Consider the following 23990-nt stretch of genomic DNA (forward strand, 5'->3'; position numbering starts at 1 on the left):
GGCTATCGCAAGGAGGCGCCGGCGCAGACAGGCCGCGGGGCAGTTAGGCCTGGGCGAGCAGAGAGGCGCCGAGAGTCAAGAACTCCTGCTGGTCAAGGGTCTCGCCGCGACGCTTCGGGTCGATGCCGGCAGCTTCGAGCAAAGCCGGCAACTGCGCGGCAATCGCGGCGCCGTCGAAGTGGAGGGCCGCTGCCGCGTCATCGGGTGCGCCCGCCGCCCCCTCTTTCCCGAGACCGCCCGGCAGCGCGAAGGTTCCGCGGCCGGAGAAGTAGGTCTTGCAGGAGTTCGCCAAGGTCTTGCGGCGGTTCGCGAAAGCGGCATCGGCCATAAGGCAGGCCGCCGCTATGACCGCCGGCGCAGCCGGGACGCCATCGGCCGTAACAGGCGTGCGACGGTTCAGGCGAATGACGGCGGAATCGACCCGGGGCGGCGGGAAGAAGTTGCCCGGCCCCACGGCGAAGCGCCCCGCCACTTCGGCGTACAAGCCGAGTTTCACCGTATAGGCTCCGTAGTTCTTCGTGCCGCGCTCGGCGGCCATGCGATCGGCCACCTCCTTCTGCACCATGACGGTGGCTGATTCCAAAAAGGGAAACTGCTGGAAGTAGTCGAGCACCACGGTGGCAGCCACGGCGTAGGGCAGGTTGGAAACGAGCTTGTTGGGAAGGCATTGCTGAAGGTCTCCCTGGGGCGCAGACGCGGGGCACCCTGATTCGCTCAGACAGTCCTCGCTCGGCGAAACAGCCCGGCGGGCTGTTTCGTTCGCTGCGGAACTCGCTCGGTCAGGGCAGCCCGTGTCTGCGCCGAGCTCGACCATAGCTGAAGCGATGTCATCTGCGGTTACGTCGAGGGCGTCCTTCTCGATGAGGGCGAACTTCTCGCGCCAGGGGTACAAGGTGTCGGCCAGGACGGCGGGCAGGTCGGGGTCGCGTTCGACGGCCACCACCGCGGCCGCGTGCTTCAGAAGCGCGATGGTGAGCGTGCCGATGCCGGGGCCCACCTCCAGAATGCGGTCGGCCGACCCCACGTCGGCCAGCGCAATAATCTTTTTCAGCACGTCGTCGTTCACGAGGAAGTTTTGCCCCAGCGTGTACTTCGTGCCGATGCCATGGGCCTCCAACACCGCGCGAGTGGCGCTGGGGGTGGAAAGCGGCGACAGGCGGCCGTCGTCGGCATAGCTAGCGGCGACCGCCACGACCGTTGCCCTTCTTCTTGGTGTTCTTCTTGCCGTAAGCCGGACCGCCGCCCTTGCCGTGCGATTTGCGCGGGCCGCGACCACCCTTGGAGCCGTCCGCGGCCTCCTTCGGCGCGCGGGACGGCTGGCTTACCGACAGCTTCGCGCGGCCCTTGGGCTGCGATTCGCCGGGAGCGTTCTCGGCGGCCGAGCGGGAGGCCTGAAGGCCTCCCCTACGGGGGTCGTCGTGGGCGGCCGAGCGGGAGGCCTGAAGGCCTCCCCTACGGGGGTTGTCGTCGGCGGTTGGGCGGGAGGCCTGAAGGCCTCCCCTACGGGGGGTGGCGTCGGCGGTTGGGCGGGAGGCCGGAAGGCCTCCCCTACGGGGGGTGGCGTCGGCGGTTGGGCGGGAGGCCGGAAGGCCTCCCCTACGGGGGGTGGCGTCGGCGGTTGGGCGGGAGGCCTGAAGGCCTCCCCTACGGGGGTTGTCGTCGGCGGTTGGGCGGGAGGCCTGAAGGCCTCCCCTACGGGTCGGGACGGGAGTGTCGCCCCGGTCGTCATCCCAATCGGCGTCTTCGTCGGCGTTGTCGGTTGCATCTTCTTCGTCGAAGTCAGCGACGAAGCCCTCTTCGGCGAAATCGGTGAAGGCGGCCCCGTCGGCCCCTTCCGCGACTTCGCAATCGTCGCCCCATTCCAGGGCGCCGAAGCCGCCCACGGGGGGCAGCGGGTACTCCTCGGCATCGGCGGTAATCTCGCCGTCGGCGCGAATCTTCCCCACCCAGTCGAGCACAAGTTCCACGGAAAAGCCCGCCACGGAAAGCGCCGAGCGCACGGTGCCGATAAGGGGTTCGAAGCCATGAGGATCGCCCCCGGCGCCCACCACGTGAATAGTCGCGGGGCGCTTAGGGTAGGTGCGCACGTCGGTGAAGTAGTAGGGCTGCAAGCGGTCGAGCAGGGCCTTCATCTGGGCGGGCACGCTGGCGAAGTACACCGGGCACACCACAATGAGCTCGTCGGCCGCGTCCAGGTGCTTGCGCACCTCGTTCATATCGTCATCGATCACGCAGTGGTGGAACAGGGCATCGGACTCCACGACCGACTCCTGGGGCAGCAGCGGATCGCCCTCCTGAAACACGTGGATGGGCTCCTCCGATACGGCGCGGCACTCATCGCAGCCGATGCACGGGCCCACCTCGGTGGACGATACCGACACGATGGACACCCCGTCCTCCGGGCATTCCTCGATGCACGCGTTGAACAGCTCGTCGGCGAGCGCCGCGCTGCGGCCGTCGGCACGGCACGACCCGTGCAGGATGACCCTATGCATGGGCGTGCTCCCGCTGCCAAGCCGTGGGAGCACGGTCGAGCAGGCCCAGGGCGTTCTCGTACAACTGCGCCAGCAGCGACGCCCGCCCCTCGGGCGTGTCGGCGCCCAGGACAGCGCACAGCGCGTCGGCCGTCCAGATAACGTGCTCGGGACCGCAGAGCGTGCCGCGCAGGGGCTCCGGGGTCATATAGGGCGCATCGGTTTCCGTGAGCAGCCGGTCGCGCGGCACCAGGCGCGCCGCCTCGCGCAGCGCGTCGAATTTCTTGTAGGTCAGCTGGCCGCCCAGAGCGATGAAGCAGCCGGCCTCCACCCAACGTGCCACCTCGGCCCCGTCCAGGTTGAAGCAGTGCAGCAGCGTGCCGGCCTCGGGAAAGCCCTCCTCGGAAAGGATGGCGAAACCGTCGTCGTGGGCCTCGCGCAGATGCAGGCACACCGGCAGCCCCGCCTCCTTGGCCAGGCGAATCTGGGCGCGGAACACCTCCTGCTGCACGTCGCGGGGCGACAGATCGTAGTGATAGTCCAACCCGATCTCGCCCACCGCGCTCACCCGGCGGTCGGCCAAGTGCGCCCGCAAGTCGTCTTCCAAAGCCGGCGTGTAGTCCTTCGCGTTGTGGGGATGCACGCCCGCGGCGATGCGCACCCGCGGTACGGCCACCACGCAGTCGTGCACCTCCTGGTCGGGTTCGCTCGTCAGGCGCCGCAAGTCGCCTGCGGCCTCCATCAACCAGCCGGGCAGCGCCGAAAACGTGGTAAAACCATCGTCGGTGGGGTCCACGATGGCCTCCACGAAGCCCACGTTGTGAGCCCCGGCGCGGGCCAGCGACAGGGCCGGATCGCGCATCATCTGCACATGGGCATGGGTATCGGCCACCGGCACGTCCATCACCGGTGCCTCCACCTCGCTCCACTTCCCGTGCTTGCGCTTCTGGTGGAACTTCACATCTTCGAACAGCGGCTCTTCTTCGCTCATCGCAATCTCCCTCGCGAACGGAACTTACAGCTCGGGCAGGTTTTCCACATCGAGGCGCGGGAAGAGGGGCTCGCCCACCTCCACGGCCACGCTGGCGGGCAGCTGGCCCCAGGCCGTGGCCTCCTGAATGTCGGTCACGGCGGCAATGTCGCCCAGGCCCAGACGGCGGAACACCTCGGCCGAGGTGGTGGGCATGAACGGCGCCATGTACAGCGCGATGATGCGGATGGCCTCCAGGCAGTTGTACAGCACCGCCGCCAGCTCGTCGGCCTTCGCGGGATCCTTCGCCAGGGCCCACGGCGCGCTCTCCTCCACGTACAGGTTCACGCGGCTCGCCAGCTTCTGCACGGCCGCCGCAGCCCCGGTGAAGTCCACCTCGGTCATGCAGGCGTCGTATTCCGCGTACAGCGTGTCGGCGATCTCGCGCAGAGGATTGCCCTCGGCACCGGCCGGAGCCTCGGGCACGCGGCCCTCGAAGTACTTGCCGGTCATGTTGGTCACGCGGGATACCAGGTTGCCCCAGGTGTTGGCCAGGTCGGCGTTGTACACCTGCACCATGCGCTCCATGGAGATGGAGCCGTCGTGGCCGAACTGCACGTCGCTCATGAAGTAGTAGCGGTAGGCGTCCACGCCGAACACCTTCACCAGGTCGGCGGGCATAAGGCCGTTGCCCTTCGACTTCGACATCTTCTCGCCCTTGGTGAGCAGAAAGCCGTGGCCGAACACCGTGTGGGTGATGGGCATGTCGGCGGCCATCAGCATGGCCGGCCAGATGACGCAGTGGAAGCGCGTGATGTCCTTGCCCACGAAGTGGTACTGGATGGGCCAGCGGCGATCGAACTCGGCCTCGCGCTCGGGATCGCCGTAGCCGATGCCGGTGAGGTACGCGATGAGCGCGTCGGCCCACACGTAGAACACGTGGCCCTCGTCGAAGGGCACGGGAATGCCCCAGTCGAAGCTGGAACGCGAGATGGACAGGTCCTGCAGGCCGCCCTTCACGAAGGAGACGATCTCGTTGCGGCGACTCTCGGGGCGGATGAAGTCGGGGTTCTCGTCGTAGAAGGCCAAAAGCTTATCCTGGAACTCGGACAGCTTGAAGAACCAGTTCTCCTCACCCGAGGCGCGGCGCACGGGGCGCTTGCAGTCAGGGCAGACGAACTCGCCCTCGTCGTTCTTCTCCAGGTCGCTCTCGGCGTAGTAGGTCTCCTCGTGGATGCAGTACCAGCCCTCATACGCGCTCTTGTACAGCCAGCCCTTATCGTGCAGCTCGCACCACAGCTTCTGCACAGCGCGCGTCTGGCGCTCCTCAGTGGTGCGCACGAAGTTGGTATAGTCGATGTTCAAAAGCTCCCACGCGTCGGTGAAGGCGGGGGCCAAGTGATCGCACCAGGCCTGGGGGGTCATGCCGTTCTTCTCGGCGGTCTCGGCGATTTTCTGGCCGTGCTCGTCGGTGCCGGTGACGAACGACACGTCATAGCCGTTCATGCGCTGATAGCGCGTGATGGTGTCAGCGGCCACCGTGGTGTAGGCGGTGCCCAAATGCGGCGCGGCGTTGATGTAGTAGATGGGCGTGGTGACGCCGAAGGTTCCCTTGGACATGCGGTCAGGGCCTCCTCTCCGGACGCGCGCGGCCAATGACGCCGCGGCTCCCTTAGGGGTTGTTGCGTGCAGGCTATCTTAACACAGGGAACGGAAGGGGAATCCTTCGACTCCGCGCTCCGCTCAGGATGACACGGAGGCTGGGAGCATGGTACGCGCGGGGACTGAGGACCTACTGCGTCCAGGATGGCGCGGAGGGGCGGGCGATCAGGAGCGCCCGAGGATTCCGCGCAGCGTGGCGGCCAAGTCCTTCACGCTGATGGGCTTCGACAAGTGGTCGTCGGCGCCGGCGCGCTTCGATTCCTGCACGTCCTCGGCAAAGGCATTGGCCGACAGCACCACCACGGGCAGCGCACGGATGTCGGCGCGGTCGCTCGCACGGATGGCGCGCGTGGCCTCAAGCCCGTTCATCACCGGCATCTGGATGTCCATCAGCACCACGTCGAAGTGGCCGGGCGCGGCGCCCTCCAGCGCATCCAGGGCCTCCTGCCCGTCGAAGGCGCATTCCACGGCCAAGCCGAGGGATTCCAACAACGCGGCGGCAATTTCGCTGTTCAGCTCGTTGTCCTCCACCAGAAGCACCCGCGCGCCCTTCAGCGACGCCTCGCCGTCAGGGGCACCCGCGTTCTCCTCGACCGCCGTCGCCTCGCACGATGCGCCCGCCGCGGCGGGTGCGGCTTCCACGGTGCGGCCCGGCAGTGCCGCATGGCGCAGATTCACATGCACGGTGAACGTGGTGCCCGCCCCCTCGCGGCTCTCGACATCGATGGTGCCGCTCATCAGCGACACGACGTTCTGCACGATGGACAGCCCCAGGCCCGTGCCCTCCACATGCTCGGTGCGCGAATCGTGCTCGCGGGTGAAGGGCTCGAACACGTGCTCGACGAACGAGGGCGCCATGCCGCAGCCGGTGTCGGAGAACACGAACTCGTAGTCGCTGCAGCCCTCGATGCGCGCCGGATGTTCCACCAGACGCACCGACACGCTGCCGCCGGCCGGCGTGAACTTCACGGCGTTCCCCAGCATGTTCACGAAAATCTGCCGCAGGCGCAGGCCATCGGCCTCCACCACGGGATGGGCCAGCTGCTCGGTTGCGGCATGGAAACGGATGGACGACTCCTCGCAACGCTGCGAGAACATCGTCTCCATCTCGGCCATCAGCGAGCGCAGGTCCACCGCGCCCAGGTTCAGCACCAGCCGCCCGTTCTCGATCATGGACAAGTCGAGCACCTCGTTGATAAGACTGAGCAGGTGATTGCTCGACAGAGTGATCTTCGCCAGACAGTCATCCACGCGCGCCGGATCGTGCTCGCTCATGCGGGCCAGCTCGGTCATGCCGATGATGGCGTTCATGGGCGTGCGGATGTCGTGGCTCATGCGCGACAGGAAATCGCTCTTGGCGTTGTTCGCCGCCACGGCCGCGCGGTAGGAATCTTCCATGGCCTGCTGCATCTGCTTCTCGCGGGCCTTCATCACCGTCACATCCTGGGTGGTGTACACCAGGCGCACGGGAACGCCGTCGCCGCCGCGCTCCACGCAGATGAGGTTGATGTCCTCCCACTTCAAGTCGCCGCCGCGGTCGAACTGGTACTCGAAGCCCAGATTGTCCACCCCCGGCGGCATGGCCTTAATCACCGCATCGCGCGAGAAGCGCTCCCGCACGTCCTGCTTAGCCTCCTCGCCCACCACCAGGCCCTCCAAGCGGCAAAGCATCTCGTCGTAGGTGCCGGCCAGCTCGTAGGGGTCCTTCGGCGTGACCGGGCCGCTCATGTAACGGAAGCTGTCGGTGGCGAAATCGATGAGCACCAAACGCTCCGTCAGCTTGCCCACGCCGGCCTGCACGTCGATGCGATCCTTCATGGACTGCGTGAGGCGGCGGTGGCGGCGCGTGTTGTAGCCCACGATGCCCACGATGCCCACGATAACCACGACGAATACCGCCACGATGACGAACAGCGCGCTCCATCCGCCCTCGTTGGCCGCGTTGATCATCTCCTCGGTGGCCGCGGAGGGGAACGTCTCCAGAATGGACCAGTTCAGGCCGGGCACGTTGGTGACGCAGGCCGAGCCCACGCCGCTCGTCCCGGTGTAGGTGAACGAAACGCTCTCCTCCCCGTGCAGGGCCCGTTCCAAATTCTCGGCACGGGCACCACCGAGCCCCTCCTCGGCGACATCGGTGACCAGGTTGGTGCCCACGAGAGACCCGTCCGATGCAGCCACCACCTCGCCGGTGGGCAGACACAGCAGCACGTGGGACTCGTAGCCGAAGAAGCTGTTCTGCAGCAGATCGTTCAGGCGCCCCTCGTCGTAGTGGGCCAGCAGCAGCCCGACGATGGGGCCGTCGGCTCCCTCGCGCACCGGGGCGTAGAAGTAGATGAGGTTCTCATGGGTGAGCCGCGTGTTGAAGACGCACTCGATGCCCGACCGGCCCGCCATGGCGTTCTGGTAGTAGGCGCGATCGCTCACATCCACCGACTCGCGCCCCGGCGAGTGCTGCATGCCGTCGGCGTCCACGAAATCGATGGAGTCGAAGGGCGATATCTCGCCCACATCGCGCAGCCATTCCTCGCTGGTGGCAACGACCGTCGCATCCGGCGACTCCGATGCCAGCGCCGCGATGGTCTCGATGTCCTTCTGGGTGTTCTGCATGAAGGTGGACACGAGCTTGGCCGTTTGGTTGGTGGCATCGGTGACGTACTGGCTCGCCTGGGCCACGATGCGGTTGCTCGTTTGCTGCATGAACATGGAGAACGTGATGATGACGGCCACGAACACCACGACGAAGGCTACAACCGATAGCCAGTACTTGCGACCTTCGCCCTCCATGCACACCCCCCTTGGAACTACTCGTTTATGCACCGCCTATGATAGGCGATAGGCCACGGTGGCGCGTCGAAGAGTTTGAAGCCTCATCGACTTTGCGCACACTCCAGGGTGGGACGGCACTCCAACTGATATCGACCCGTGGAAACGCGTCTTTATCGATTCAGCAAAATTATGACGGTATTATGCGGAAGATATTGCGAATTTCAAGCGAACGCAAGGCGAATTTACTCATAATTTTGTGCGAATTATTCTTTACTTTTACACGACTCCGCGTTACTATACGAACAAATATTCGATAAACGGAAGAGACCCACGGGGCTTGGATTCGTGCGCTCTCCGTCCGGCAAAACGAAGGGGGAACCTTATGGGAAGAAAAACCATCGCACTCGCCTTGGTGCTGACAGCGGTCATCGCCGTCCCGGCCGCCTCCCTCGCCTGGGGCGCCGACACACCCGACCGGCCCGACGCCGAGCCGCTCTTCGCCGATGGCACTCGCAGCACCGTCGCGCCGGCCGTTCCGGGAGCGCCCCTCGCCGTGGGCGCGCCTGTCCGAGCACGACTCGCGTCCCCGAGCATCCGCAGCGAGGCGGCCGCCGGCGCCCGAGCCGGGCAGATGGAACGGCCGCCGGTCGCAGCGCGGGGCGCCGAAGCCCTCGGCGACGCCCTCGCTACGCTGGGCCGCACCCCGGGCGCAACCTCGCATGACGCAACCTCTGCACCCGCCGCGCCCTCCCGCCGCAGTTCTCCCACCGCCTGGGCCGAACCCGAGCCAAAGCCCGCAGACCGGGCCGCCGCGCCGTCGAACGAAAGGGCGGCCGAGCAGAAACCCGAAGCCGCCCCAGCGCCGGCGGCGCGCACCCTCACCGTGGGCGGCGCGGTCATCCCCTACCGCGACGTGCGCGGGGGCACCACACCGTCCAGCGGCGCAGGCCTGTGGCTGGGGTCCGACGATGTCGATGACGGCAGCTGGGGCTACTTCGTCGGCCACAATCCCGGCTCCTTCGCGCCTGTCAGGCACCTTGCAGTGGGAGACAGCGTGGTGCTTTGCAACGGCAACGGCGACCATCGCGCCTACACGGTGCGCACGGTGTTCACCGTGGAGGCCGCCGCTACGTGGAAGGCTATCGCCTCCCATGTCACCGGCTACGGCGAGTCGGTCATCCTGCAAACCTGCACAGGCGACGGCGCCACCAACACCATCGCCGTGGCGGCCTAGACGCCCGCCGCGCCAACGGGCGCGGGCGGGTCGGAAGCCCCCCACACGAACGCCCGAGGCAAGACGGAAGCGCTGCAACGGCGCTCGCCCTGCGGCGGGGCGAGCAGCGCACAGGAAGGGGCGCTGAAGCGCCCCTTTCCCCGTTTCCGGTTTTACCGGCTCCTAGTCCTCGTCCTCTTCCACACCGTGGTGGTGGTCATGCTCGCCGATGTCGCTCACCGGCTTCTCCAGGCCCTCGATAACGAGGTTGTTCTTCTCGGCGTAGTCCCACAAAGCCGCGTGGATGGCCTCCTCGGCCAGAAGCGAGCAGTGCACCTTCACCGGCGGCAGCCCGTCCAGGGCCTCCATCACGGCCTTGTTCGTCACCTCCAGCGCCTCTTGCACGGTCTTGCCCTTCACGAGCACCGTGGCCATGGAGCTCGTGGCGATGGCCGCGCCACAGCCGAAGGTCTTGAACTTCGCGTCCCGGATGACGTTGTTCTCGTCGATGTCCAGATACACGCGCATGATGTCGCCGCACACCGCGTTGCCCACGGTGCCGCAGCCGCTCGCATTCTCTATCTCTCCCACGTTCTGCGGGTTGGTGAAGTGCTCCATCACCTTGTCGGAATAGTTCATTGCCATGAGGGTTCTCTCTTTCTTTCGGGCTGAAAATCTAGTTCGCGTAGGGGAAGCCGTCGGCCTTCAGCTGCTCGATGACCGAGGCCACCTTCCCCTGCTGGAAGTCCTCGTACAAAGGGCTCATCATGCGCAGGTTCGCAAGGGTCGTCTTCAGCGAGTCGATGGCGAAGTCCACGTCCTCGCGCGTGGTGTCGCGGCCGAGGGTCATGCGCAGGCTGCCGTGGGCGATCTCGTGGGGCAGCCCGATGGCCAGAAGCACATGGCTCGGATCCAGCGAGCCCGACGTACAGGCGCTTCCCGACGACACGCAGATGCCGCGGGCCGCCAGCTGCAGCAGCATGCCCTCGCCCTCGATGAACTCGAAGGAGAAGTTCACGTTGTTGGCCAGGCGGCTCTCCCAGCTGCCGTTCAGCTTGGTGGAGGGAATCTCGTCCAGGATGCGGCGGATGGCGTGGTCGCGCAGCTCGCGCTGGCGGTCATGCTCGGGGCCCATATCGGCTTGGGCCAGCTCGGCCGCCTTCGCGAAGCCCACGATGCCGGGCACGTTCTCAGTCGATCCGCGCCGACCGCGCTCCTGCTGGCCGCCGTCGATGAAGTTCTGCACCTTCACGCCCTTGCGGATGTACAAAAGCCCCACGCCCTTGGGCCCGTAGATCTTGTGGGACGAGGCCGACAGCATGTCGATGCCCATGGCCTTCACATCGATGGGCTCGTGGGCGAAGGCCTGCACCGCGTCGGTATGGAAGACCACCCCGTGCTCGTGGGCGATGGCCGCAAGCTCAGCGATAGGCTCTATGGTGCCGATCTCGTTGTTGGCGAACATGATGGAAGCCAGAATGGTGTCGGGTCGAATGGCCGCGGCGAAGTCCTCGGGGCGCACAAGACCGTGTTCGTCCACCGGCAAGTACGTCACCTGAAAGCCCTCCTTTTCCAAGGCCTCGCAGGCGTGCAGCACAGCGTGGTGCTCGATGGCACTCGTGATGATATGGCGGCCCTTGGCGGCGTTCGCCCGGGCGAAGCCCTTGATGGCCCAGTTGTCCGACTCGGTGCCGCCGCTCGTGAAGTACACCTCGCGCGGGGCGGCGCCGATGATGCCGGCGAGCACCGCGCGGGCATCGGCCACGGCATCGGAGGCGTCCTGGCCGAGCGGATAGATGGACGACGGGTTGCCGAACTGCTCGGTGAAGTACGGCAGCATGGCCTCCACCACCTCCGAGCGCATCGGCGTAGTGGAGGCATGGTCCAGGTAGATCTGCTTCATGGGGCTCACGGTTCCTCGCTCTCTTCGCGATGGGGCTGCCGGCGCCGCTCGCTCCTTCGAGAGTTCCGCGGGCGCCCTATCTAAGTCTAGTAGTTTGCTAGGTTTTAATATAAACTGCAAAATGGGAAAGTCAAGAAGAGAATGGTAACGACATGAAGATATCGACGAAAACCCGCTACGGCATGCGCGTCATGCTGGATCTGGCCGCCCGCTACGAGGAGGGCTGCACGCCTTTGAAGGACATCGCCGAGCGCCAGGGGCTTTCCAAGAAATACCTCGAACAGGTGGTGGCGCCTCTGGCCGCCGCGGGCCTCCTTACGGTGACCCGCGGCTACGCGGGCGGCTACCAGCTGGCGCGGGCGCCGCGCGACATTACCCTGGCCGATGTGGTGAGCGCATCGGAAGACGGTCTGGAGCTCATGACCTGCACGAGCGACCTTCTGGCCTGCGAGCGTGCCGACGGCTGCCCGAGCCGTCGGGTCTGGGGCGGCCTGCAGGACGCCATCAATAGCTACCTGGAAGGGCAGACCCTGGCCGACATGGTGGAGTAGGTGGTCTATCGCGAGTCCATCGCTTCGCGACCGAGGGCGAGGAAGTTCATGACCAGGCTCACCATGGCTTCCTTCTCATCGGGGCGCGATTCGGCGATCATGATGGTCGTGGCCACGAGAGCGTCATCGCCCACGAGTTTGCGACTGCCCTCGTAGAGAAGCCCGTTGCGGTCGAGGAAGTACAGGAACAGACTGGCGGCGATGCGCTTGTTCCCGTCGTGGAACGAATGGTTCTTCACCACGAAGTACAGCAGATTCGCCGCCTTCTCCTGCACCGACGGATACAGTTCCTGGCCGCCGAAGGACTGGTAGATGGCCGCGATGCTGCTGCGGAACGAGTCATCCTTCTCCACTCCGAAGATATCGCTTTCGCCAGCAAAGCGCAGGCTGCCGATGAGGTCGCGGCACTCGTCGTAGGACAGCACGTAGACGCCTTCGGATCCGCGCGGACGGCCGAGACGCTGGTGGTCATAGTCGTCCAAGAGGTCGAGGGCCGGCGCGTAGCTCTTCACGATTTCCAGAATCTGGGCGGCGCCGATTTCCTGGGGCAGACGCTCCATGACCGAAATCACCTGGGCCAGCTGGGCGAGGCGCTTCTCGTTCTCGGCACGTCCCTCGATGATGTAGCGCCGCAGGACATCGGTGGCCCAGCGGCGGAACTCCACGCCGCGCTGGGACTTCACTCGATACCCGACCGAGATGATGACGTCGAGGTTGTAATGGCTTGTACGGTATTTCTTGCCGTCAGCGGCAGTTGTCGCAAATTTTGCGACAACTGCTTTCGCCGAATCGTCGAGCTCTTCCCTCAGGGCATTGGCAATATGCTTGCCTATGGTCTTGATGTCACGGTCGAACAATACCGCCATTTGCGAACGGTTGAGCCAAATCTCATCCCGTGCGTTATCCACCGTTACCTCCAACGTCACCTCCCCGTCGGAGGACTCAAAGAGGACGATGTTCGATGTGCTAACTGTGCTGGACATGCTGGGGTCTCCTTCCTGGTCAGATATGGGACAGAAGACGCTCGGCTGATGTGGGTTCATCGCGAAGTGGCATGCTGCAAGATTGAGCGCTGACCCGAGCCTACCATGGAAGAAACGCGCTGACTATAGTCGCAATAGTCCGATTTTTGCTAATTTCCGTTGTCGTGCTGCACGCCCCGCTTTTGGAACCCCGACCGCAACGCTCAGGGTTGCGGAAAGCGGAGTGAAGGGGTATATTCGGGCAGACTCTTGTCCATGAGAGAAGGAGACCCGACATGAGAGAGAAGCGACAGGGGTCGCTTCTGCGCCTCGGCCTGGCAGCCGTGCTCGCCTGCGGAATGGTTCCCGCAGTGGCCGTCGCCGAGCCTGAAGGTCAAATCACAGAGACCCCCCCCCAGCACGTTTTCTGAGCCGGTAGCCGACGTTTCCGCCACCGGCGAGCTTGTCGCAGCCGAGGATGAATCCCTTCCGGAGAGTCCGCATGGCCCCGTAGCGTCGCTCGCGAACGCTTCGTTTCCCTCCCCTTCTTCTGAATCCCCCGCCACCTCGCCTCTCGTCATTGGCGGGTTGTTGTCGAATGATGTCCTGGCGAACGTCCTAGCCCAAGCCCAGCTCCCTCTCACCTCACCGGACGGAGAGCGGGGGTCAACGCCAGCTGCCGCGCCCCTGGCGAATCCGACTCCCGACGCGAACGGGTGGGTTACCTGCGGCGACCTGCGCGTAAAGGGCGGCACCTACGGGGTCGACTTCGTGTACACGGCAGGAACGCTTCAGTACCATGGCAGCGACTACACCATCAACGGCACGCCCGTCACCGATGTCGTGGAAGTCCTCACCGGCCAGCCCCTCACTTTCTCCAGCTTGCCAACCTTCAATACAGCAAACGAGGACGATCTCACCGGCTACTCCCATACGAGCATCGTCATACGCGAGGGGAATCAAGCAGATATTACCTTCGACAATGTCAATATCCTGCATTACACGCCACTGAACATCATCACGAACGCATACGACACAGAGACTGGCACCAAAGCAAACGACGGCGCGCAGGTGCGCACGCGCACAAGGCTCCACCTCACTTTGGCAGATCACTCGACGAATCGGCTGCGCAGCACCGCCAATATCTGCGCATCCCTCCATTGCGGAGAAGGCTCCGATCTCATTATTGACGATGCCGAACGCAACGTTGACGCCCAGGGAGCGCAGGTCATTCCCGTTGGCGGCGTTATCGGCAAAGACGTGACGCTGCAGAGCGGCAAGCGCCTTACTCGGGGGCAGGCGCACCAAGCGCTGGACAGCGAGAGCCCCGGAGTTCTCCGTGTATGGAACAGCGGCAGCGATGCCGCGGCCATCGGGGGAAACAACTGCGAATCTGGCGGCGGCATGACCTTCAACGGCGGCGTTGTGGCTGTTGTGCCCGCATCTGGCGCGGACGACTGCGGCGCAGGGATCGGGGGCGGGGCGGCCGGCAATGGCACCGACACGCTCCTTCTCTTTAACAGCGGCACTTACCAAATCGTCGGAGGCAATCACGGGGCAGGGGTTGGCGGCGGATGTTACGATGGCTTCAGCGGCAACGCCGTCTACCAGCCAGACCTCATCTACAGCAAGTCATGGGGACTCACCGTAGGCGGTGACATCACCATAAACGGAGGATTCATCCGATCCGAAGGCGGCGCGCACGGCAACGGCTTCGGCGGCGGCTGCTACCACGCGGGTCCCGGCTACAACACCGGTCACACCATCACGGTAACCGGGGGCACCCTCATTCCCTCTGGCGGATTCGCCGACCTCGGAGGCTACGAAGGGCATGTGGTTATCTCGGGGGGATCGGTGTACAGCATGGGCGGCAGCAAGTTCCAGGGTATCGGGGGAACCGCCTGGGGAAGCACCGATTATTCCGACGACGAAAACAAAGTGTTCATGATCACCGTTGATCTCTCGGCTGATGGTGTGAGCAACGAAGCGGTTTCCAAGTGGGACCTGAGCATAGACGGAGAGCCCTACCCTTATGGAATGCCAGCCCAATTCCACGAGGGAAAACTATATCTATGGTTGCCCGCATCAGCCCAAAGCAAAGTCATCTCCATCGACCTAGGTTATAAAAAAGAAGACGGGACGCTCATCGAACCCGACACCCTGTTCCGCGACCCAACGAGCCCAGCCGACCCGAACGACCCAAACCGCACCAAACTGAAGCGATACGAGGACTTCGAGCTCGATCCGACCTATCTGGCCGGACTGAAAAAATACTACGACGGAAAGCCACTTCAGTCCTACGACCTGAAGGCCAGCCCCATCGCACCGCCGAAAGACCCCAGCCATATGCTCACCGACCCCGAAGCCTGCGACTACAAGTACCAACGCTATGACGCCATCGACGGCAAACCGCTGACGGCTGAGATATCCACGGGCAATAGTATGCCAACCAATGCGGGCGTGATGAAGTTCACTATGATTTCACGTCAGTACTCTGCTACCGAGGGATTTAAGGAGAGCTACTGGGGCCACCGCGCCACCGGCTGGTGCGAGATCTGGCCCATCGCCTCGCAGGTGCACGATCTGGTAGCCGAGTGGGTGGATGATAATGCGCTCGGAAGTGTAGCCCATCCCTCCGACCAGGTGCTCAAGGTGAGCGCGACCATAGGCGCCGCCCCAACCGTGGACGGCAACCCCGGCTCGGAGGCCACCAAGGCCACCTGCCGGGCCCCGCACGGGCGCGTGCAGATCTACGTGGACGGACAGCCCGTGGGCTCGCCGGTGGATCTCGTGTACGCGGGCGATCTGGACGCCGAGGGCAACCCCATCCCCGCGGGCGATGCCCGCGTGACGGCTGAGGAAGTGGAGAACGGCCGGGGAGGATCGACGGCCCGGTTCTCCCTGGCGCGCGCAGCCTCCACGTCCGATTTCCTCGTGCCCACCCAGGGCCAGGAGGGGCGCCATGAGATATCGCTCCAGTTCCTGCCGCCCTCGGCCGCCCAGGCCGCGGCGGGGCAGCCAGCGAACTACCTGGCGAGCGCCGCGCCCGATGCAGATGAGACGGTGCCACGGGTGGAGGTGGCCATCTCCCCCATCGACCCGAACCCCGAGGTGACGGGCGAGCCGGATCCGGACTGCAAGGATCCCGAAGCCCCCGCGCCGGAGGTGGTGACGAACCCGGGGCAGCCCGCCGACCCGGGAGCCGACCCGGGCACGCCCGGCGACAAGGTGTTCCGCGGCACCATCGTAACCACCTGGGGCGAGGCGAGCGACGACAACCCGCACCCGGGCCGCGTGCTGCTGAAGGTGAAGACGCCCTCGTCGGAGCCGATCAGCGTGACCGACGCGAAGGGCAACGTGTTCGCCGCCGACTTCGCGCGGGACGCCGCGGGCAACCCCGTGCGGGACGAGGACGGCACCTACACCCTGGTGCTGGACCCCACGGCGGTGGGCCGAGGCGAGCTCACGTTCAAGCAGGAGCCCAACGGGGCCTACACCGGCAGCACGTGGGTCTACGACGTCACGGTGAGGCCCGATTCCAAGATCACGCCCGAGACCTCGGTGTCGAAGAGGGCCGAGAACCTGACGCATCCGAACGGACCCACGCAGCCCGGCGACCGCATCCGCTACACCGTGACGGCGTCGAACGCGGCCGCGGGCTCGAGCTGGAACGACGTGGTGCTGTCCGACCCGCTGCCCGCCTGCCTGCAGTTGGACGAGAGATCGGTGCGACTGGCGAGCCCCTCGGCCCCCTTCGAGGGAAAGCTGGAGAAGACAGCGGGGACGCCGAAGGTCGGCCAGTACTCGCTCTCCGCGCCGGGCGCCGACGGGCGACGCGTGCTCGAGGCTCCGGCGGGATCGGTGCACGGTGCAGGGGCAGCCACGCTCACCTTCGAGTGCACGGTGCGCGAGGAGCTCGACTTCTCCGATCAGAACGCCGTGGACCTCGAGAACGTCGCCTCGGCCACCGGAACGCGGCCAGACCCGGACCACCCCGACGATCCGGATGCGAAGCTGCCCGAGAACCCCGACCCGTCCGACCCGGCCGCGCCTCCCGGGGGCTCCGCGGTGGCGCCCGCCGACCCGAGCCTGCGCATGGAGAAGGCCGTGGAGAACGTCTCCGCGCCCGGCGCGGAGGTGACGCGCCTCGGAGACGTGCTGCGCTACACCGTCACGCTGGAGAACGCGGGCGCGGCCGGCAGCTGCCTCATGGGCGCCGTCGTATCCGACCCGCTGCCGGCGGGCATGGAGCCGGTGGCGGGCACCATCCGGCTGGCGGTGGACGGCGGCGAGCCCGTCGCCGTGGACGATGCCGCCTACGACGCGGCCAGCCGCACCATCGCCGTGACCTGCGGCGACCTATGGGGCGGCCAGAAGGCGGTGCTCACGTTCGACGTGGCGGTGGGCGAGGCCGCCCTGGGCGCGGACAACGCGAATATCGCCGAGGGCCACGGCAAGGTTCCCTCCGATAACCCCGGGTCGCGCCCCGAGGCGCCCGATCCCGGCGATCCCGCCGAGCCGCCAGCCGACGAGCCGGCCGTCTCCACGCCACCGGTCGCGCCGCCCGCCATCGTGGGCGATGACCCCCAGGAGGGCGACGTGGCCATCGGGAAGACGGCCGAGAACACGTCGCGCGGCGACGGGACCACCCACGTGGGCGACACGGTGCGCTACGAGATAACCCTGCGCAACGAGGGGGCGGGCACGAGCTGGATGGACGCCGTGATCCGCGACGACGTGCCGGAGGGGCTCGAGCCCGTGGGCGGCACCATCCGCCTGACGCTGCCGGACGGCTCCGAGGCCGCCGTGGGCGACGAGGCCTACGACCCGGAGAGCCGCGTGCTGGCGGTGGCCGTGGGGCACCTGCACGGCGGGCAGGCCGCCGTCCTGCGGTTCGACGCGCTGGTGACCGAGGCCGCCGTGGGCGCCGACATCGGCAACGTGGCCGTCGGCTACGGCACGCCGCCCTCCGCGTGGGACCCCGACGCCGAGCGGCCGGAACCCGGCGCGCCCTTCGACCCGCCGGGCGGCTGGGACAGCTGGGAGGAGGGCCGCGGCAAGGTGGTCTCCGACCCGGCCTACCCGCCGGGCGCGGACAAGCTGGGCGGGGTGCTGCCCGGCGACGAGGGCGACAGGCGGCGCACCACCATCGCCCACAAGCTCGCCCAGACCGGCGACGCCCTGGCCGCCCTCGCCGGCATCGCCCTCGCCGGCGCCCTGGCCGCCGCGGCCCTGGCCCTGGCGGCCCGCCGGCGCCGCGCGCGGTAGGGCCTGGCGGCGGGCCTCAATTGCAGCCGGGACTCGGTTGCGGGCGGGCTGAAGCCCGCCCCTACGGGGGCGTGGGCGCTGCGGGTTGCCGTGGGCTCATCGGGCCCGGCCTTCGTAGGGGGCGGCTTCAGCCGCCCCGCCGGAAGGGGCAGAGTCCCTTCCCTACGGGTGCTGCGAGCGGTAGGCTGTGCGGGCGGGCTGAAGCCCTCCCCTACGGGTCTTCCCCCGTCACCCCCTTCGCCTCCGACCTCGTCACCTCACACGGACGGATCCCGTCGTCCGCAATCCTCTTGCCCCCCGCCGCTCTTCCGTGCTACCATTGCGGCCAATGGACTGGTTGAAAAACCCGGGTCCACCAGCGGCGGGGGAAGTCCCCCGCCTTTTCATTTTCACAGGGGGACTATGTCTGAACTCAGTATCTTCATAGACGAATCGGGCGATTACGGGCCCAACTCCGACTTTTACCTCCTGACCCTCGTATTCCACGACCAGCGCAGCAGCATCAATACCCAGGTCGATGCCTTAGCCGCCCAGCTGCAGAGTATGGGAGAATCCTCCAGGCGGGCCCTCCACACCGGCCCCATGGTCCGCAAGGAGGACGAGTACCGAGACGCGCCACTCGAGCGACGCCGCAAGCTGTTTGCCCTGCTGTTCGGATTCGCGCGAAAATGCGGCATCTCCTACAAGACCTTCGCCATAGATAAGCGGCAGTACCCGGATCCCTTCCAACTCAAAGCGCGCTTGGCCCGAGGAGTCTCCCTCTTCTTCCAGTCCCATACGGGGTACTTCACCTCTTTCGACCGGGCGATCGCCTATTACGACAACGGGCAGGCCATCGTCACGAACATCGTGAACACCGTTTTCGGCGCGATATTCTTCGATGTCGAGATAAGGCGCGTCCAACCCAGCGACTACCGACTCTTCCAATGCGCCGACCTCATTTGCACGCTCGAACTGCTGAAAGCGAAGGAGTCGAGGCGCCTTCCGCTGAGCCGGTCCGAGGAGATATTCTTCGAGAGCCGCAGGAAGCTGAAGAAGAACCACCTGAAACAGCTCGAGCGTCTCTCCTTCGAGGCGCGGCAGTAGACGCAGAGCTTGCGAAGGCGCAGTTTCCCATTCCGACTAACCCACTCAGGGTTGCGGAAAGCGGGGCGAAGGGGTATATTCGGCCACGGTACGCTGACAGGTCGGCAACAAGTCTCGCGCCCGCGGGGGCGCGTCCGGCCTGCGAGAGAAGGAGCACCCCATGAGAGAGAAGCGAGCGGCCTCGCTTCTGAGCCTCGGCCTGGCGGCCGCGCTCGCCTGCGGCACGATGCCCGCGGCGGCCCTCGCCCAGCCCGAGGGCCAGAGCGCTGAGACCCCCCCCCAGCGAGTTTTCTGAGCCGGTAGCAGACGTTGCCGCCACCGGTGAGGCCGACCCGGCCGAGGACGGATCACTTCCGGAGAGTCCGCATGGCCCCGTAGCGTCGCTCGCGAACGCTTCGCTTCCCTCCCCTTCTCCTGAATCCCCCGCCACCTCGCCCCTCGTCATTGACGGGTCGTTGCCGAATGATGTCCTGGCGAACGTCCTGGCCCAGGCCCAGCTCCCTCTCACCTCACCGGACGGAGAACAGCGATCAACACCAGCTGCCGCGCCCCTGGCGAACCCGGCCCCCGACGCGGACGGGTGGGTTACCTGCGGCGACCTGCGCGTAAAAGGCGGCACCTACGGGGTCGATTTCGTATACACGTCGGGAGCTGTGCAGTACAACGGCGCCGACTACGGCGCATCGGACGTCGTGGAAGTACTCACCTCCGCCCCTCTCACCTTCTCCGACGCAGCCGGCTGCGGCAAGGACGCGCCGGGCACCACGGGCATCCAGGTAAACCCCGCCGTGCATGCAGACATCACGCTCGCGGGCGTGCACATCGTTCACCGCATGCCCTTTAATATCATGACCAACACCAACCAGGACAGGCTCAATCCCGCTAATCCCACCCGCTGCCATATCACCCTGGCTGACGGGAGCAGCAATCTCCTCAAAGCCCACGACGGCGTTGGGAACAACGGAGCGGGAATCCGCCTGGGCGAGACATCCGTCCTCGTCATTGACGACTCCGTGCGCAATACCACCAAACCAGGTGGTAACGTCCATGACCAAGCGAGCGAAGTCGTACCCGTAAACGGAGTCATTGGCGGACGACAGAGTCTCTCTGACGGCACCCAGCTCTTTGCCGGCGACCCCATTTCCAAGCTCGACAGCATCAACCCCGGCACCCTCGAAGTATGGGGTGGCTGCAATGCCGCCGGCATCGGGGGCACGAACCGGGAATCGGCGGGGCGCCTCACCGTCAACGGCGGTAACATCTGCGTCAGAGCCTATCAGCATACAATGACCTGGGGAAGCAGCGAAAGCGCAAACTACCAGGCCGCTGGCATTGGCGGAGGCAATTGCGGAGGCATTACGGGACTCACCTTCAACGCTGGCAGCGTATACGCCGAAGCACAGTGCCACGGCGCCGCCATCGGTAGCGGCACCTATTATCTGACCACGCGAAACAACGGCACACTGTGGCCCGACGCCTTCCACACGCCTGATACCGCCGACGCGGGCACCTTCCTTGCCTTTGTCACGGGAGGAGACATCAACATCAACGGAGGGTTTATTGCACCGAAAGCACCCAACCACGGCAACGCCTTCGGCGACGGATGCAGCAGTTCCAACAATGGCCATATCATCCGGGTGACAGGGGGAACGCTCCTCCCCGACACCTCCATCTCGGAGTCCTACCAGTTCGACCTGGGATTGAAGGGCGGCCATCTGATAATCACCGGAGGCTCGGTAAACTGCACGAAAACCGGAACAGACTCCAACGGCAACGACACCTACAAGTTCAACGGCATCGGCGGCACGGCATGGGGAAACGACGCGTGCCTGGCCAACGGGTACGATCCCAGCGACCCCGACGATCCGAACAAGGTGTTCAAGGTGACCGTGAACCTAACCTCCGAGATCGAGAAGCGCAACGCCGAGGCGGGCATCACCGGCGACGATCTGAACGATGTCATTAAAACCTGGAGCCTCACCGTGGGCGGGCAGCCCTACGCCTACGGGGCGCCCACCACCTTCGACGAGGGCAAGCTGTACCTGTGGCTGCCGAAGAGCGCCATCCAGAAGGAGATCGCCGTCGAACTGTCCTACATAGACAAGAACGGCGCCGAGCAGAAGATCGAGCCCCTGTTCCGCGATCCCAGCACCGATCAGAGCGGCGACGTGCTGAAGCGCTACATCGACTTCGAGCTGCCCGCCTCCTACCTCGCGTCGCTGACCAAGCACTACGACGGAATCGGGTTCGAGACCTTCGACCTGGCGGCGCAGAAGCCCCCGCTGACCGGGTTGGTGACAGACGCCGACGGCAACCGCGTGAGCGACGGCAAGCAGCTGACCGACCCGACCAAGGTGACGTACAAGTACCAGCCCTACGACAAGCGCGGCGGCAGCCCCACCGGCCCGGAGGTGTCCGCCGACGCCGACGGCAAGCCGCTCACGGCGATGCCCGCCGACGTGGGGGTGGTGAAGTTCACCATGGACTCGTCGCAGTGGTCGGACACCGCCGGCTTCAAGGACAGCTACTGGGGGCACCGCGCCACCGGCTGGTGCGAGATCAAGCCCTCGCCCTCGAAGGTGGCGTCCGTGAAGGCGGCGTGGTCCGACGGCGCAGATGCCGCCGACCCGTCCGACCCGTCCAAGATGCTGAAGGTGGAGGCCGACGTGACGAGCGGCGTCTTCGACGACGGCACCCCCACCGCCCCCACCTGCAAGGCGCCCGAGGGCAAGGTGCAGCTGTACGTGGACGGCGAGCCCGTGGGCGATGCCGTGGAGATACGCCTCTCGCCCTCGACGGCACCCGACGGGACGGTGCTGCCGGCGAACGCACGGGTGGAGCGGGATGCCGACGGCCGTGAGCACACCGTCGTGTCGTGGTCGTTCGCCGTGGGCGATCTCATGGCGGCCGGCGAGACCCACCGGGTGTCCGCCCGCTACCTGCCGTCGAAGAACTACCTGGAGAGCGCCGACCCCGCCACGGGCAACGTGCCCGGAAGCGAGGTGGCGGTGCGGCCCGACGCCAGCGTGGCGCCCGCGCCGACGCTGGCCAAGAGGGCCGAGAACCTGACGCACCCGGACGGGCCCACCCAGCCCGGCGACCGCATCCGCTACACGATCACGGCGTCGAACGCGGCCGCCGGGTCGCTGTGGACCGGCGTGGTTCTGACCGACCCGCTGCCCGCGTGCCTGCAGCTGGTCGCGTCGTCCGTGACGCTCACCGGGGCGGACGGGGCGCAGCGCGCCCTGACGGCGGCCGCGCCGGGAACCGCGCCCGTCGTGGGCCAGTACGCCCTCGCGGCGGCCGGGGCCGACGGGCGGTGCGTGCTGGAGGCGCCCGTCGGCGACCTCGGCGGCGGGGGGAAAACAGTGCTCGCCTTCGAGTGCACGGTGCGGGAGGACCTCGACTTCTCCGACCCGGCCTCGGTTGACCTGGCAAACGTCGCCTCGGCCACCGGCAAGCGCCCGAACCCCGACGACCCGGACGGCCCCGACGTGGGCCCGGTGGAGCCCCCCGACACCCCGCCCGCCACGCCGCCCGGCGGACAGGCCGCGGTTCCGGCCGACCCGGGCGCGGGCGACGTGGGCGTCACCAAGTCCGTGGAGAACTTGACGCGCCCCGACAGCGCGGTCACCAAAATCGACGACCGGCTGCGCTACACGGTGACGCTGCGAAACGACGGACCGGCGAACAGCGCGCTTTGGGACGCCGTCCTGTCCGACCCGCTGCCGGCGGGCATCGAGCCCGTGCCGGGCACCCTGAGGCTCACCGGCCCCCTCGGCGCGCCGGACGAGCAGACCGCGGCCGTGCCCGACGCCGCCTACGACGTGGGCAGCCGCACCATCGCCGTGGCCGTGGGGCACCTGTGGGGCGGCCAGGCGTGGACGCTCTCCTTCGAGTGCGAGGTGACGGCAGATGCCGTGGGTGGAGACGCGGCCAACGTGGCCTTTGCCCACGGCACGCCGCCCTCGAACGACCCCGGGCGCGATCCCTCCAAGCCGGGCGCCGATCCGGGCAGCCCCGCGACGCCACCGGCCCCGGGCGACGGCCCCGCGGCGGAGAGCGATCCCATCTCGCCGCCCCCCATCGTGGGCGACGACCCGGAGGAGGGCGACGTGGCCATCGCCAAGACGGCCGAGAACACGTCGCGGAGCGACGGCACCACGCACGTGGGCGACACCGTGCGCTACGAGATCGCCCTGCGCAACGAGGGCGCGGGCACGAGCTGGATGGACGCGGTCGTCCGCGACGACGTGCCGAAGGGGCTGGAGCCCGTGGGCGGCACCATCCGCCTGACGCTGCCGGACGGCTCCGAGGCCGCCGTGGGCGACGAGGTCTACGACCCGGAGAGCCGCGTGCTGGCGGTGGCCGTGGGGCACCTGCACGGCGGGCAGGCCGCCGTCCTGCGGTTCGACGCGCTGGTGACCGAGGCCGCCATAGGGGCCGACATCGGCAACGTGGCCGTCGGCTACGGCACGCCGCCGAGCGCGTGGGACCCCGACGGCGAGCGCCCGGAGCCCGGCGCGCCCTTCGACCCGCCGGGCGGCTGGGGCAGCTGGGAGGAGGGCCGCGGCAAGGTCGTCTCCGACCCGGCCTACCCGCCGGGCGTGGACAAGCTGGGCGGGGTGCTGCCCGGCGACCTGCCCGGCGACAAGCGGCGCACCACCATCGCCCACAAGCTCGCCCAGACCGGCGACGCCCTGGCCGCCCTCGCCGGCGTCGCCCTCGCCGGGGCCCTGGCCGCCGCGGCGCTCGCCCTGGCGGCCCGCCGGCGCCGCGCGCGGTAGGGCCTGGCGGGGCAGGTTCGAGTTGCGGGTAGGCCCCGGTCGCGGGTGCGTTCCGGTTGCGGGCGGGCTGAAGCCCGCCCCTACGGGGGCGTGGGCGCTGCGGGTTGCGGGCGGGCTGAAGCCCGCCCCTACGGGGGCGTGGGCGCTGCGGGTTGTCGTGGGCGCATCTAGCCCGGTCTTCGTAGGGGGCGGCTTCAGCCGCCCCGCCGGAAGAGGCAGAGCCCCTTCCCCACGGGGCGCTGCGAGCGCCAGGCTGGGCGGGCGGGCTGAAGCCCGCCCCTACGGGGCGATGCTGGAGTTTTTTTGGGGGAGGAATCCCTCGCCCTTCCCTTCCGTAAACGCGAGAAA

14 protein-coding genes are annotated in these 23990 nt (G+C 66.9%); 6 read left to right on the forward strand and 8 right to left on the reverse strand.

All coding sequences use genetic code 11. The features are described from left to right. Positions 1-43: 43 nt before the first annotated feature. From VIN30_RS08540 to VIN30_RS08560, 5 genes are all read right to left on the reverse strand, one after another. Complete coding sequence (locus VIN30_RS08540) at positions 44-1192, reverse strand: ribosomal RNA small subunit methyltransferase A (RefSeq protein ID WP_338210816.1); 1149 nt, start codon at positions 1190-1192, stop codon at positions 44-46. Beyond that, positions 1176-2495, reverse strand: a complete 1320-nt coding sequence (locus VIN30_RS08545; RefSeq protein ID WP_338210818.1) for a flavodoxin family protein — start codon at positions 2493-2495, stop codon at positions 1176-1178. Before VIN30_RS08545 ends, VIN30_RS08540 begins: the two co-directional genes overlap by 17 nt. Beyond that, the gene (locus VIN30_RS08550) at positions 2488-3465 is read right to left on the reverse strand and encodes a TatD family hydrolase (protein ID WP_338210820.1); all 978 of its coding nucleotides are present in this window, start codon (positions 3463-3465) and stop codon (positions 2488-2490) included. Before VIN30_RS08550 ends, VIN30_RS08545 begins: the two co-directional genes overlap by 8 nt. 24 nt (positions 3466-3489) lie before the next feature. Further along, positions 3490-5064, reverse strand: coding sequence for a methionine--tRNA ligase (gene metG / locus VIN30_RS08555; protein ID WP_326425109.1), 1575 nt, complete (start codon positions 5062-5064; stop codon positions 3490-3492). A gap of 207 nt (positions 5065-5271) precedes the next feature. Next, positions 5272-7890, reverse strand: coding sequence for a hybrid sensor histidine kinase/response regulator (locus VIN30_RS08560; RefSeq protein ID WP_338210824.1), 2619 nt, complete (start codon positions 7888-7890; stop codon positions 5272-5274). A gap of 364 nt (positions 7891-8254) precedes the next feature. Here VIN30_RS08560 and VIN30_RS08565 point away from each other — a divergent pair, with 364 nt between their 5' ends. After that, positions 8255-9106, forward strand: a complete 852-nt coding sequence (locus VIN30_RS08565) for a sortase domain-containing protein (protein WP_338210826.1) — start codon at positions 8255-8257, stop codon at positions 9104-9106. Between the two features lie 162 nt (positions 9107-9268). Here VIN30_RS08565 and nifU read toward each other — a convergent pair whose 3' ends face one another. Further along, positions 9269-9730 carry a Fe-S cluster assembly scaffold protein NifU gene (gene nifU, locus VIN30_RS08570; RefSeq protein WP_338210827.1) on the reverse strand — a complete coding sequence of 154 codons (462 nt, stop codon included), beginning with the start codon at positions 9728-9730 and terminating at the stop codon, positions 9269-9271. A gap of 31 nt (positions 9731-9761) precedes the next feature. Then, positions 9762-10988 carry a cysteine desulfurase NifS gene (gene nifS / locus VIN30_RS08575; RefSeq protein ID WP_338210829.1) on the reverse strand — a complete coding sequence of 409 codons (1227 nt, stop codon included), beginning with the start codon at positions 10986-10988 and terminating at the stop codon, positions 9762-9764. A gap of 152 nt (positions 10989-11140) precedes the next feature. Between nifS and VIN30_RS08580 the strand changes: the two genes are divergently transcribed. Beyond that, a complete protein-coding gene (locus VIN30_RS08580) occupies positions 11141-11539 on the forward strand; it encodes an RrF2 family transcriptional regulator (RefSeq protein ID WP_338210831.1) in 399 nt (132 codons plus the stop codon). Positions 11540-11544: 5 nt separating this feature from the next. On the opposite strand, the gene VIN30_RS08585 is transcribed toward VIN30_RS08580, so the two are convergent. Next, the gene (locus tag VIN30_RS08585) at positions 11545-12522 is read right to left on the reverse strand and encodes a virulence RhuM family protein/type II toxin-antitoxin system death-on-curing family toxin (RefSeq protein WP_338210833.1); all 978 of its coding nucleotides are present in this window, start codon (positions 12520-12522) and stop codon (positions 11545-11547) included. 570 nt (positions 12523-13092) lie between these two features. Here VIN30_RS08585 and VIN30_RS08590 point away from each other — a divergent pair. The 4 genes from VIN30_RS08590 to VIN30_RS08605 all read left to right on the forward strand — a co-directional run bounded on the left by VIN30_RS08590 (position 13093) and on the right by VIN30_RS08605 (position 23642). Beyond that, complete coding sequence (locus VIN30_RS08590; RefSeq protein WP_338210835.1) at positions 13093-17769, forward strand: hypothetical protein; 4677 nt, start codon at positions 13093-13095, stop codon at positions 17767-17769. Between the two features lie 402 nt (positions 17770-18171). Continuing rightward, on the forward strand, positions 18172-18855 hold the full coding sequence (locus VIN30_RS08595; RefSeq protein WP_338210837.1) for a DUF3800 domain-containing protein: 684 nt from the start codon (positions 18172-18174) through the stop codon (positions 18853-18855). A gap of 160 nt (positions 18856-19015) precedes the next feature. Further along, positions 19016-19150: a hypothetical protein gene (locus tag VIN30_RS08600; protein WP_338210839.1), complete on the forward strand. Its 135-nt coding sequence runs from the start codon at positions 19016-19018 to the stop codon at positions 19148-19150. Between the two features lie 160 nt (positions 19151-19310). Continuing rightward, positions 19311-23642 (forward strand): hypothetical protein, encoded by a 4332-nt coding sequence (locus VIN30_RS08605; protein WP_338210841.1) that lies wholly within the window; start codon positions 19311-19313, stop codon positions 23640-23642. Positions 23643-23990 lie beyond the last annotated feature (348 nt).

The sequence above is a fragment of the Adlercreutzia wanghongyangiae genome, from assembly GCF_035989245.1.
In the GTDB taxonomy this organism is placed as follows: Bacteria; Actinomycetota; Coriobacteriia; order Coriobacteriales; family Eggerthellaceae; genus Adlercreutzia; species Adlercreutzia wanghongyangiae.

What these genes read in the sequence shown, in the direction of transcription:
- VIN30_RS08545 (WP_338210818.1), bottom strand. Translation starts at nt 2,495, where the DNA reads ATGCATAGGGTCATCCTGCACGGGTCGTGCCGTGCCGACGGCCGCAGC.
- VIN30_RS08550 (WP_338210820.1), bottom strand. Translation starts at nt 3,465, where the DNA reads ATGAGCGAAGAAGAGCCGCTGTTCGAAGATGTGAAGTTCCACCAGAAG.
- metG (WP_326425109.1), bottom strand. Translation starts at nt 5,064, where the DNA reads ATGTCCAAGGGAACCTTCGGCGTCACCACGCCCATCTACTACATCAAC.
- VIN30_RS08560 (WP_338210824.1), bottom strand. Translation starts at nt 7,890, where the DNA reads ATGGAGGGCGAAGGTCGCAAGTACTGGCTATCGGTTGTAGCCTTCGTC.
- VIN30_RS08565 (WP_338210826.1), top strand. Translation starts at nt 8,255, where the DNA reads ATGGGAAGAAAAACCATCGCACTCGCCTTGGTGCTGACAGCGGTCATC.
- nifU (WP_338210827.1), bottom strand. Translation starts at nt 9,730, where the DNA reads ATGGCAATGAACTATTCCGACAAGGTGATGGAGCACTTCACCAACCCG.
- nifS (WP_338210829.1), bottom strand. Translation starts at nt 10,988, where the DNA reads ATGAAGCAGATCTACCTGGACCATGCCTCCACTACGCCGATGCGCTCG.
- VIN30_RS08580 (WP_338210831.1), top strand. Translation starts at nt 11,141, where the DNA reads ATGAAGATATCGACGAAAACCCGCTACGGCATGCGCGTCATGCTGGAT.
- VIN30_RS08585 (WP_338210833.1), bottom strand. Translation starts at nt 12,522, where the DNA reads ATGTCCAGCACAGTTAGCACATCGAACATCGTCCTCTTTGAGTCCTCC.
- VIN30_RS08595 (WP_338210837.1), top strand. Translation starts at nt 18,172, where the DNA reads ATGTCTGAACTCAGTATCTTCATAGACGAATCGGGCGATTACGGGCCC.
- VIN30_RS08600 (WP_338210839.1), top strand. Translation starts at nt 19,016, where the DNA reads ATGAGAGAGAAGCGAGCGGCCTCGCTTCTGAGCCTCGGCCTGGCGGCC.